We start from the raw sequence: 12,217 nt of genomic DNA on the forward strand, positions 1-12,217 counted from the left end.
ACGGCGTGGCGGGACGGATCGGCAGACACACCTGGCTTGCGGTCGCGCTGATTGCTCCCACATCCTTAACCACCCCGGCAATGGCGCAATTGTCGAAGCCCGGCAGCGCGCCCGCGCAGGGACCCAGCTTGCCGCAGGACCAGCGTGACGGCACCCCCGCCGATCCGCAGGGCAACGCACCGATCGTCCCCGATGCGCAGTTCAACGCCGCGCTGCCGCCGCTGAGCGGAGACATCAACGCGCCGCTGGAGCCGATGTCGACCATGACGACGGCCCAGCCCCAGACGACCACCATTCCGACGCCGCAGACCGCGCCGCCGCTTCCCCAGGCGCAGACCGCGCAGCCGCTGGCCACCGGCGAGGCGATCGGCCCGGTCGCGCCCGAAGACCCCCAACTCGCCCAGCCGCTGACCCCGCTCGGCAGTTTCGACTCCACGCCACTCCAGACCGCCGCCGATCCGACAAGCGAGCGTGCGCCCGAAATCCGGTACGACATGGAGGTTCGCGGGCTGGCCGATCTCAACCTGGACGATGAGTTCAAGGGGCTGTCGGCGTTGCGCGAAGGCAAGGGCAGGGCGGCCAACGCGACCCAGGTCTCAGCCCGTGCGCGCGAAGACGAACAGCTTGCGATCCGGCTGATGAAGTCGCTCGGCTATTACGACGCCACCGCCGTTTCCACCCTGCAACGCGAGCCGCAGGGTGAGGGGCAGGCGGGCCGGTTGAAGGTGCTGCTGACCGCGACGCCGGGACGGTTGTATCGCCTGTCGTCGGTGACGGTGAATGCGCAGGGAACGACCCCGCCCGATCTGGTCCGCACCAACCTGCCGATCAAGGTCGGCGACCCGATCGAGGCCGCCCGCATCGAGGGAGCGGAGGCGAATGTCAGCCTGGTCCTGCCCCAGCGCGGCTATCCCTTCGTCAAGGTCGGCGATCGCGACATATTGCTGGAGGATCAGGGGCCGGAGCCGGTCGGGGCCTATACGCTGCCGGTCGATACGGGGCCGCGTTCGTCCTTCGGCAAGCTGACCACGGTTGGGGATCAGGTCTTCGACCTCTACCATCTCAACGTCTTTCCGCGTTTCGACGAAGGGGAATTGTACGACTCGCGACTGACCGACGATCTGCGCAATGCGCTGGTCGCGACCGGGCTGTTCAACGGCGTCGCGGTCGAACCCAAGCGGACGGGCCGCATGAATCCCGACGGCACCGAGGCGATCGATCTTCAGGTGACACAGACAAAGGGCCCCGCCCGCACCCTGTCGGGCGAAGGCGGTTACTCGACCGGCCAGGGTGTGCGATTGCAGGGCAGCTTCACCAACCGCAACGCCTTCAAGCCCGAAGGCGCGCTGATCGCCTCGGTCATCGCAGGCACGCAGGAACAGGGCTTGAGCGGCACCTTCCGCCGCTCCAACGCCGGGCGGCGCGACCGGACGTTTCAGGTCATCGGCTCGGCCAGCCACCAGAATTACGACGCCTTCGACGCGTTCATCGGCACGGTCGCCTTCCGCTGGAGCTATGACTCGACGCCGATCTGGCAGAAGAAATTCACCTATGCGTTCGGCGGAGAACTGACCGGCACCAACGAGAGCGTCTATGATTTCGCGCGTGGCGAGCGGGTGCGCGGCACCTATGGCATCGCGGCGATTCCGGGGCAGGTGGTGTTCGACCAGTCCAACGACCTGCTCAATCCGACGCGCGGCTATCGCCTGAAACTGAACCTCAGCCCGGAAACGTCGGTGCGCGGCGCGGTGCGGCCCTATGCGCGGACGATGATCGAGGGGACTTTCTACTACCCGCTGAACGACAGTCTGGTGATCGCAGGACGCGCGCGGGGCGGTGCGATCTTCGGGATCGATCGCGACGATCTGGCCCCGTCGCGGCGTTATTATGGCGGCGGCGGCGGGTCGGTGCGCGGTTATGGCTTCCAGCGGCTCGGGCCGTTCGATCCGCAGGGCAATCCGGTCGGCGGACGCAGCCTGAACGAGTTTGCGCTGGAGGCGCGCTATCGCTTCGGCAATTTCGGCATCGTGCCGTTCGTCGATGCGGGCAACAGCTATGAAAGCACGCTGCCCACGGGCAAGGATCTGCGCTTCGGCGCGGGCATCGGCGGGCGCTTCTACACCAATTTCGGGCCGCTGCGCGTCGACGTGGCGACGCCGCTGAACCCGCGTCCGGGTGACGGCAAGGTGGCCCTGTATATCTCGATCGGGCAGGCCTTCTGATGGCGGACGAACAGACCATGGCGCCTGAATCGGACACCGTCACCACGCGCCGCCCGCTGTGGCGGCGTATCCTGAAGTGGATCGGGATCGTCCTGTTGGGCCTGATCCTGCTGGTCGGGGCGATCCTGCTGGGGATCAATACCGATCCGGGGCGGCGCTTCGTTGCGGACCAGTTGGGCGGCTACACCACCGCGTCGGGGCTGAACATCAAGGTCGGGCGGATCGAGGGTTCGCTCTATGGCCGGATGAGCCTGGTCGATCTGCGGGTCAGCGACCCCAAGGGCGTGTTCCTGTCCAGCCCGCGCCTGGATGTGGACTGGCGGCCCTTCGCCTATACCAACAACCATGTCGATGTGCGCTCGCTGAACGCGAACCTCGTCACGCTGGCGCGCAAGCCCGAGTTGAAGGAGACGCCCAGCGATCCCAACGCGCCGCTGCTGCCCGATCTCGACATCGACGTGAACCGGCTGAGCATCACGCGCTTCGTCATCGGCGCGCCGGTGACGGGACAGCGCCATGTGCTGGCGATCGACGGGAAGGTGCATATCGCCGACCGCCGCGCGCAAGTGAGTGCCAGCGCCGATGCGCTGCGTGGGCCGGGAATGGCGGGTGGCGATAGGCTGCGGCTGGTGCTCGACGCGGTGCCCGATGCCGACCGGCTGGCGGTGGACGTGAAGCTGACCGCGCCGACCGGCGGTGTCGTCGCGTCGATGGCGGGCTTGAAGGCGCCGTTGGCCCTGTCGGTCGATGGACGCGGCGGCTGGAAAGCGTGGCAGGGCCGCGCGATCGCGACGCTGGGCGGGGGCGAACTCGCCAATCTGAACGCCACGGCGCGGGATGGGCATATCGAGGTGCGGGGGGTGACCCGTCCCGGCCTGTATCTGGAAGGGCCGGTCGAACGGCTGACCGCGCCCGCGCTGCAAGTCGCGATCGACACCACGCTCAACGAACGGCGCGCGGATACCCGGATGAAGCTGCGCTCCTCGGCCTTGATGGTCGATGCGGGCGGTCTGCTCGACATGGCGAACAGCCGGTTCGGCAATTTCGCGGTCGATGCCAAGCTGCTGACGCCGGGTGCCATCGCGCCCAATCTCACGGGCCGCGACGTGCTGGCGCGCGTGGTGCTGAACGGGGCCTTCGCGACGCCGACCGTGGATTACAAGGTCCGGGCGACGGCGCTGGGCTTTGGCGAGACCTCGGTCCAGAATCTCTATGCCGAGGGTCTGGCCACGGTGAATGCCGACCGCATCCTGGTGCCGGTCAAGGCGCGCGCGACGCGGATCGCCGGGCTCAACGCGGCGGTGGGCGGCCTCACCACCAACGTCGCTATCCAGGGCGATTTCGCGATCGCCATGCCCAATATCCTGTCGGATAATCTGCGCATCCGGTCGGACAATATCGATGCGACGGCGGTGGTCGTCGCCAATATGCAGACCGGGCGCTACACCGGCGCGCTCAAGGGCCGGGTCAACAATTACCGGGTCGAGAGCATCGGCATCATCAACCTGTCCACCGACGCCAATCTGGTCGCGACGCCGACCGGCTTCGGGATGAAGGGCCGGGTGGTGGCGCGAACCTCGCAGATCTTCAACGAGGGTGCGCGCAACTTCCTGGGCGGCAATGCGATCGTGCGCGCCGATGTCGAATATAGCCCGCAAGGCATCGTGACGTTCAGCGGCCTTCGCCTGACCGCGCCGCAATTCCGCGTGACGCGGGGCAGCGGCCGCTATGACCCCGCGACCGGCGCGGTCGCGGTCGCGGCGGACGCATATTCCAGCCAATATGGCCCGCTAAGCGCGCGCGTGACGGGGTCGCAGACCAATCCGGTGATCGTGCTGCGTGCGGCCAAACCCGGAGTCGGGGTCGGACTCGCCAATCTCCAGGCGAGGGTCGTCGGGCGGAACGGGGCCTATGCCGTCAACGCCAGCGGCGATACCGATTACGGGCCGTTCACCGCCAATGTGCTGGTCAGCACCGGGCGGCAGTTGGCGGTCGATATCCGCAGCTTGGTCTTCGCCGGGATCAACACCACGGGCCGCGTCGTGCAGACCGCCGCCGGGCCGTTCGCCGGTGCGCTGCAATTCGCGGGGCAGGGGATCAACGGCCGCGTCCAACTGGCGGATCAGGGCGGCAACCAGCGTGCCGACGTCGCCGCGCGCGCCTATAATGCGCGTGTGCCCGGCATGGTCGACTTCACCATCGATCGCGCCATCGTCAACGCCAGCATCGTCATGCTGCCCAAGGCACCGCAGATCGTCGCCGATGCGCAACTGGCCGACACCCGCTATGGCGAGGTCGTGATCCAGTCGGCGCGCGCCAAGGTGAACTATACCGGCGGGCGCGGCACGGCGCAGGCGGTGATGACCGGATCGTCGAGTATTCCGTTCAACGTCGCGCTCAACGCCCGGCTGAGCCCCAACGACTATCTGATCGCGGCCAAGGGGCAGGCCAACGGCATCGCCTTCAACACCGCCAATCCGGCGCGGGTGCAGAGCGTGGGTGGCGAATGGCGGCTGTCGCCGACCCGGATCGACCTGGGCCAGGGCTCGATGCGGATCGCGGGCTCTTACGGCAACGGGATGAAGGTCCAGACCCGTCTCGACCGGCTGGACATGTCGATCCTCGACGCCTTCGTCCCCAATCTGGGCATTTCGGGGCAGGCGAGCGGCGCGCTCGACTTCACCCAGGCGCGCGACGCCAGCTTCCCGGCGGCCGAAGCCCGGCTGACCGTCGCCAATTTCCGGCGCACCGGGCTGGCGGCGGTGTCGGAGGCGGTGGACATCGTCTTTGCGGGTCGTCTCGTCGCCGATGGTGGCGAAGCACGTGCGCTGATCCGGCGCGGGCAACTCGTCGTCGGGCGCATGGTCGCCAATCTGCGTCCGCTGCCCCCGGGCAATGGCGGCTGGGTCAACCGGCTGATGCAGGCTCCGCTGTCGGGCGGGATCCGCTATAACGGCCCGTCCGCCGTGCTCTTCTCCTTCGCGGCGCTGCCCAACCAGCAGTTGACGGGGCCGATCGCGGTTGCCGCCGACTTCTCGGGCCGGGTTTCCGCGCCGCAGTTGAACGGCCTGATCCGCGCCGACAATCTGACCTATGACAATGAGGCTTACGGCACACGCCTGAGCAACATGCAGTTGGCGGCCCGTTTCTCCAGCGATCGTTTGGAGATCACGCGGCTCCAGGCCAAGGCGGGCGAGGGCAGCATCCAGGCGCAGGGGACCGTGGGTCTGGCGGCGGACAGCGGCTATCCGATCGATATCCGCGCGCAACTGAACAATGCCCGCCTGGCCGACAGCGACGCTCTGGCCGCGACGACCAGCGGTACGGTTCGCCTGACCCATGGTCGCGACGGCGGGTTGATCCAGGGCGACCTGACCGTGCCCAATGCGCGCTATCAGATTATCCGCCAGGGCCAGGCCGAGGTGCCCGAGCTGAGCGGCGTGCGCCGTCGCAGCGAGATTCGCGTGGCGCGTCCGACAGACCGGCCCGCGCCCACCCCGCCGCCGGGACTGTTCCGCCTCGACCTGCGGGTCCGCGCCAACAACCAGTTGTTCGTCTCCGGCATGGGGCTGGAGTCCGAATGGGAGATGGACCTGCGCATCGGCGGCACGAGTGCTGCGCCGACGATCAATGGCGGGCTCGACCTGGTGCGCGGCACCTACAGCTTCGCGGGCAAGCGGTTCGAGGTGAATCGCGGCACGATCCGCTTCCGTGGCGGCGCTCTGACCGATCCGGATATCAATATCCAGGCGACGACGACCACCGACGGCATCACCGCGGTCATCAACGTCACCGGCACCGGCCAGCGTCCGCAGATCAGCTTCACCTCGACGCCGACCCTGCCGCAGGACGAGGTGCTCAGCCGCCTGCTCTTCGGCACCAACCCCGAAAACCTGTCCGCGACCGAGGCGATCCAGCTGGCGGCCGCGCTCAACTCGCTGCGCGGGTCGGGGGGGGGCGGGCTGAACCCGCTGGGCAAGCTGCGCTCGGCGACCGGGTTCGACCGGTTGCGCGTGCTGGGCGCCGACGAGGCGACCGGGCGGGGGACCAGCCTGGCGGCGGGCAAATATCTGACCGACAATATCTATGTGGAGATCGTCACGGACGCGCGGGGCTTTACCGCCACCCAGTTGCAGATCGCGCTGACCCGCACGCTCAGCCTGCTCACCCAGACCGGATCGTTCGGCGGGTCGGCGGGAAGCCTGCGCTACTCGCGGGATTTCTGACCGGAGCCGCCACCCTCACCCTCCTCGCCCGCTGCAAGTGGGTGGAAAGGGTGAGGGTGGTTGTCATTCCAGATCGGCTGGGGTTTCACCAAAGTGCAACATCCGGCAGGATGGCCGCATGACCCCCGACCAGTTGTCCGCTGAAGCCATCGCCATCCTCGCCGATCTGATCGCGATCGACACCACCTCGCGCGAGTCCAATCTGGACCTGATCGCCTATGTCGAGCGGCATCTGGCGGGCTTCGGGGTCGGCGGGCGGCGGGTGTTCAATGCCGATGGCAGCAAGGCCAATCTCTACGCCACGGTGGGGCCCATGGAGCGGGGCGGCGTCGTCCTGTCAGGGCATAGCGATGTCGTGCCGGTCGACGGCCAGCCCTGGACCAGCGATCCCTGGCGGTTGACCCGGCGCGGCGACCGGCTGTTCGGGCGCGGCACCTGCGACATGAAGGGGTTCCTCGCCCTGTCGCTGGCGCTCGCCCCGCATGTGGCGAGCGCCGGGGCGAAGCGTCCCCTTCATCTGGCAATCTCCTATGACGAGGAGGTGGGATGTCTGGGCGCGCCCTCGATGATCGCCGAGATCGCGCGCGAACTGCCCGCGCCCGCCGCCGTGGTGGTGGGTGAACCGACCGAGATGGTCGTGGTCGGCGGGCATAAGGGGATCGCGACCTGGAACGTCACCGTCACGGGGCATGAAGCGCATAGCAGCCTGCCCCATCTGGGCGTGTCGGCCAATATGGTCGCGATCCGGCTGATGCAGCGACTGGCCGACCTCGCCGAGCGACTGGCGGGGGAGGGCGATCCGCACGGGCCCTTCTGTCCGCATCATGCCACCCTGACCGTCGGCCAGATGGCGGGCGGCACGGCGGTCAACATCCTGGCGCGGGAGTGTCGGTTCGCCTTCGACCTGCGCACCCTGCCGGGGCAGGAGCCGGAGGAAGTGCTGGCCCCCTTTTTCGCCGCCTGCGCCGAGGCGGATGCGGCGCTACGCCTGCGCTTTCCGGGAGCGGGGGTTCGGGTCGAGCGGCGCTCGCGCACCCCGGCCTTCGCGCCCGAGGCGGACGGAATGGCCGAACGGCTGGCACGCGCATGGGCGGGCGACAACGGCCCGGCGCGCGCGGTCCCCTATGCTGCGGAGGCGGGGCAGTTCCAGGGGGCGGGTTTCTCGACGATCATCTGTGGCCCGGGTTCGATCACACAGGCGCATCAACCGGACGAGTATATCGAGGTCGCTCAGATGGAGCGGGGGGCCGCCTTCATGCTGAGGCTGGCGGATGATCTGTATCGATAAGGGACGGGGCCGATCGATTCGGCCGGAAAATCATGAGGCGATCCGTCGGTAGGACCGCTCCGAATCGCCTCATGACATAACCTGTGATTACCAGGGGCGCATGGTCTCGCCGTAGATCAGCGCGATGATGAACTTCAGCATGGATATTCTCCCTCGTTGACGCCCGTTTCCGGCACGCGAGAATATAGTTAATGCCGAATTAACTATGACGCAATGGGTAACCGTTGCGCTAACGGACTGGAATGGCCGGGGAAAGGAGGTTAACACCTTCTTTAGTGGTCACGGTTACATTTGAGGGGTGAACGACAGTCCCTCTCGAATCGCGGCCAGCGAATCCGGGCTTCCAGGCCCTGCCACCGGCGTCACGAATGCGGAGGCGGTGGACCCGCACTGGCAGTTCCTGATCCTGTTGGCGGTCGGCAACTTCACCATCCTGCGTCGCCGCTTCGGGCGGGTTCATTGTGCCACACTGATCGAGTTGATCGTGGCACGCCTGGCCGAGGCCTTTCCCGAGGCGATGGTTCGGCCCACCGGCGCGGCGGAGGTCGAGATGATGATGTTCGCTCCGACGCGTGCGGTGCTGGAGGATCGATTGGCGGCGATGAACGCGCTGTTGTCGCAGCCCTTCGAACTGGGCGGCGAACGCTGTCGCGTCGAACCGGTCCTGGGCGCTGCGGCGGCGACGGTGCCGCATGACGACGATATCCGCCTGTTGGAGGATGCCGAACAGGCGCTGGCCGATGGGCATATCGAAGGCCGTCCCGTGGTGCGCGAGATGGCGGCGCGCGCCGACCGGCTCGACCGGATCGCGCTTGCCCGCGATCTCAGCCAGGCGGTCGAGCATGACGGGCTTTATGTCGAATATCAGCCCAAGGTCCATGTCCGTCAGCAGCGGATCGCCAGCATCGAGGCGCTGCTGCGCTGGCGGCATCCGGTCTATGGCATGATCTCGCCGATGGAGTTCATCCCGGTGGCCGAGGAGTCGCGCGTGATCGCGCCGCTGACCCTGTGGACGTTGCGCCGGGTGATCGCCGACCAGCAAAGCCTGATCCGTGCGGGTCACGACCTGCGTGTCTATGTCAACATCTCCGGCATGTTGCTCAGCGACCAGAATTTCGTGCGGGAAGCCTGCGCCCTGGTGACCGACAGCGGTGCGCGTATCGGGTTCGAGATCACCGAAACCTCGGTCATCCGCGACCCCGACAGCGCGATCGCCAATCTTCAGACCTTCGTCGACATGGGCATCACCGTCGCGATCGACGATTATGGCGCGGGGCTGTCCTCGCTGTCCTATCTGAAGCAGTTGCCCGCTTGCGAATTGAAGATCGACAAGCTGTTCATCACCCAATTGACCAGTTCCAACCGCGATCCCCTGATCGTCCGGTCGACCATCGACCTGGCCCATGCGCTGGAGATGGAAGTGGTGGCCGAGGGGGTGGAGACGCCCGCCGCGCTGGCGCTGCTCAGTGTCATGGGGTGCGACATGATCCAGGGTTATCTCATCAGCCGTCCGATCGGCCTGGAGGCGCTGACCCGTTTCCTGACGGAACAGGGGCATCAGGCCACCGTGGCAATGGCCCGCCCGACGCCCTTTGCCCGTCTGGTGGCGAATGCGCGCGGTTAGGATTGCGCTGGTCGTCGCGGCATTGCTGGCGGCGGGCTTGGGATCGCGGGGAAGGGCGGAGACGGTGCCGCAACCCGGCTTCGACCGCGCGATCGAGGCGGCCAAGGCCGAAATGCTCCGCGATCCGGCGGTCGCCATCCAAAAGGCCGAGGTGGCGCGGCAATCCGCCACACGGATGGCGGACGCCGACCAGCGCGCGCTCGCCCTGGCGACGACGGACTGGTTGCGCGGAGAAGGAGCCAGCAGGCTGGGCGACAATCGGAAGGCCCGCACCGCGATTTCGTCTGCGCTGGCGACCGCACGGCGACTGGCGCTGCGGTCCGATCTCTATGGCAACCTGCTATTGTCCCAGGGCAGCCTGGACATGGACACCGGCAATATCGCCGCCGCGCTCCAGTCCTTTCAGGGAGCGTATCGTGTCTTCCAGCATCTGAACGATCCGCGCGGACAGGCGCGGGCCCTAGTCCAGATGGCGAACCTGTACATCAACGGAAAGGACTTCGCGTCGGCGCTCCGCTATCTGGAGCAGGCACGGACCACCTATCAGGGTGACGACGCGCTGCGCATGGTCGTCCTCAACAACCGGTCGCTGACCCTGGGCGAACTGGGGCGGACGGAGGATGCGCTGGCCCAGTTGCGCGAAGCCGGCACGCTGGCGCAGCAGTTGAACAGTCCGCCGATGCTGGCGCAGGTCTGGCGCAATATCGCGCGGAGCGAATTGCGGCTTGGTCGGATTGCGGCGGCGGAGTCCTCGATCGCGCGCGCCCGCAACGTGGACTCCAGCGATACGAGCACGTTGGACAGCATCGCCGCCCAGGCCGCCTTTCAACGCGGCCAACTGGCCCAGGCCGCGAATTTGATCGACCGGAGCTTCGAGGGTGTCGATGTCGGTCGGACCGGCGTGTCGCTGCGCGATGCGCACCAGAGCGCCTATCAGATCTATATGGCGGCGGGACGTACGGCGGATGCGCTTCGCCATCTGGAGGCGCTGAAGCGGATCGACGACGACGCCACCCGCCTCGCCACCTCGACCAGCCTCGCGCTGATGGGCGCGCGGTTCGACTTCGCCAATCAGGAATTGCGGATCGCGCGGATGAAGGCCGCCGACCTGCAACGCAACATCGCCTTCGAGCGCGAGCAGTTGCGGACCGAGCGAATCATCCTGATCGGATCGGTGGCAGCGATCGTTGTCGTGCTCGCGCTGCTCGGCGTCTGGCTGGTCACGCTGGGCCGCAGCCGCAACCGGATTCGTGCCGCGCATGGTGACCTGGCCGTGACCAACGATCGGCTCGAAAAGGCGCTGGCGGTCAAGACCGAGTTTCTGGCGACGACCAGCCATGAGATCCGCACGCCCCTGAACGGCATATTGGGCATGACCCAGATCATGCTGGCCGACGGCGCGCTGCCGGGCGAACAGCGCGAGCGGGTGGAGGTGATGCACGGTGCGGGGATGACCATGCGTGCGCTGGTCGACGACCTGCTCGACGTGGCGAAGATCGAGAATGGCCGCCTGACGCTGGAACAGGTGCCCTTCGATCTGGCGACCACGGTCCGCGACGCCTCGCGCCTGTTCGAGGGGCAGGCGGCGGCCAAGGCGCTGGGCTTCACCGTCGACTTGTCCGAATGTCCCGCCACCGTGCTGGGCGATCCGGCGCGCATCCGCCAGATCGTCTTCAACCTGTTGTCCAACGCCCTGAAGTTCACCGCTTCGGGGCAGGTGACGCTGTCGGCGCGGCGGACGGCGGACGGCGTGTCGATCCGCGTCAGCGATAGCGGTATCGGCATATCGCCGGAGAATCTGGAGGAAATTTTCGAGGCCTTTCGTCAGGCCGATGCCAGCACCACGCGGCAATTCGGCGGCACCGGGCTGGGGCTGGCCATCTGTCGGCGGCTCGCCCGGGCGATGGGGGGCGATGTGACGGTGGACAGCGTGGTGGGGCAGGGATCGACGTTCATCCTGACTCTGCCGCTCGACGAACTCGCCCCGGCACCGGCGGTGGAGCGTCCGATCGTCCTCGTCGTCGATCGCAATCCGATCCGGCGGGCGATGTGGACCAATTTCTGCGCGCCCTACGCGGTCGCCCAGTTCGTCGCCGACGCGGACGAAGCCGTCGCGCGCCTGGCTGAAGGAGGCGTTTCGCGCGTGCTGATCGACGACAGCGCGATCCGCGATGCGGAGGGCCGCCCGATGCTGTCGCGAATGGCCCAGATCCGGGCGGCGGAGGTTCCGACGTTCCTGTTATGGCCGGAATCGGACCCGTTGGAGCGGAACGAATTTTTTGGGCCCGGGTTGATCGAGGTTGTCGCGAAGCCCGTCGCGGGAGTCGAGGTGATGCGCAGGATGTTCGACACCTCGCCGCAAACCGCCTTTACGCCTCTTGTAACGCAAGCGGCATGATCGCTAGGGCGGAGCTATGATCTGCGTCATGACCGCGAAGGAATGCGATACGGGGAAGGGGCGTCGATGAACGTCCTTTTCATCGAGGATGATCGCATGAACCGGCGCGTCGTGCGCGATATGCTCGACGTGGCGGGCGCCAGCATGGCGGAGGCGGAAAATGCCGAGATCGGCCTCGATATGATCGAGCGCGACTCCTATCACATGATCCTGATCGATCTGCGCATGCCGGGCATGGACGGCATCACCGCCATTCAGCGTATCCGCGCGCGGGGCGATGCCAAGGGCGAGGTGCCGATCATCGTCGTCACCGCCGACAGCGGTGTGGACCTGCGCGAACGCTGTATGAGCGCCGGGGCCGATGACGTCATCGTGAAGCCCGTCGCGATGGACCAGCTGTTCGAGTCGATGGGCCGTATCCTCGCGGGCGACCGTGGCGGCGCGATGATCGGCTGAGCC

The 12,217-nt window shown here is 67.1% G+C and carries 6 protein-coding genes; all 6 read left to right on the forward strand.

What is annotated here, in order from left to right; all coding sequences use genetic code 11:
- Window positions 1-80 precede the first annotated feature (80 nt).
- The 6 genes from QE379_RS05895 (at window position 81) to QE379_RS05920 (ending at window position 12,214) form a co-directional block, all read left to right on the forward strand.
- Window positions 81-2,222: a BamA/TamA family outer membrane protein gene (locus tag QE379_RS05895; RefSeq protein ID WP_307003098.1), complete on the forward strand. Its 2,142-nt coding sequence runs from the start codon at window positions 81-83 to the stop codon at window positions 2,220-2,222.
- Complete coding sequence (locus QE379_RS05900) at window positions 2,222-6,448, forward strand: translocation/assembly module TamB domain-containing protein (protein WP_306998774.1); 4,227 nt, start codon at window positions 2,222-2,224, stop codon at window positions 6,446-6,448. Before QE379_RS05895 ends, QE379_RS05900 begins: the two co-directional genes overlap by 1 nt.
- A gap of 118 nt (window positions 6,449-6,566) precedes the next feature.
- Complete coding sequence (gene argE, locus QE379_RS05905) at window positions 6,567-7,736, forward strand: acetylornithine deacetylase (protein ID WP_306998775.1); 1,170 nt, start codon at window positions 6,567-6,569, stop codon at window positions 7,734-7,736.
- 298 nt (window positions 7,737-8,034) lie between these two features.
- Entirely contained in the window at window positions 8,035-9,360 is a 1,326-nt protein-coding gene (locus QE379_RS05910; RefSeq protein ID WP_306998777.1) for an EAL domain-containing protein, read from the forward strand.
- Window positions 9,347-11,758 (forward strand): ATP-binding protein, encoded by a 2,412-nt coding sequence (locus QE379_RS05915; protein WP_306998778.1) that lies wholly within the window; start codon window positions 9,347-9,349, stop codon window positions 11,756-11,758. Before QE379_RS05910 ends, QE379_RS05915 begins: the two co-directional genes overlap by 14 nt.
- 66 nt (window positions 11,759-11,824) lie before the next feature.
- Window positions 11,825-12,214: a response regulator gene (locus tag QE379_RS05920; protein WP_267435701.1), complete on the forward strand. Its 390-nt coding sequence runs from the start codon at window positions 11,825-11,827 to the stop codon at window positions 12,212-12,214.
- Window positions 12,215-12,217: the final 3 nt, after the last annotated feature.

Source organism: Sphingomonas sp. SORGH_AS_0879 (genome assembly GCF_030819175.1).
Taxonomy (GTDB): domain Bacteria; phylum Pseudomonadota; class Alphaproteobacteria; order Sphingomonadales; family Sphingomonadaceae; genus Sphingomonas.

Excerpts from the sequence above, each read along its gene's own strand:
- QE379_RS05895 (WP_307003098.1), top strand. The coding sequence starts at position 81 with ATGGCGCAATTGTCGAAGCCCGGCAGCGCGCCCGCGCAGGGACCCAGC.
- QE379_RS05900 (WP_306998774.1), top strand. The coding sequence starts at position 2,222 with ATGGCGGACGAACAGACCATGGCGCCTGAATCGGACACCGTCACCACG.
- argE (WP_306998775.1), top strand. The coding sequence starts at position 6,567 with ATGACCCCCGACCAGTTGTCCGCTGAAGCCATCGCCATCCTCGCCGAT.
- QE379_RS05915 (WP_306998778.1), top strand. The coding sequence starts at position 9,347 with ATGCGCGCGGTTAGGATTGCGCTGGTCGTCGCGGCATTGCTGGCGGCG.
- QE379_RS05920 (WP_267435701.1), top strand. The coding sequence starts at position 11,825 with ATGAACGTCCTTTTCATCGAGGATGATCGCATGAACCGGCGCGTCGTG.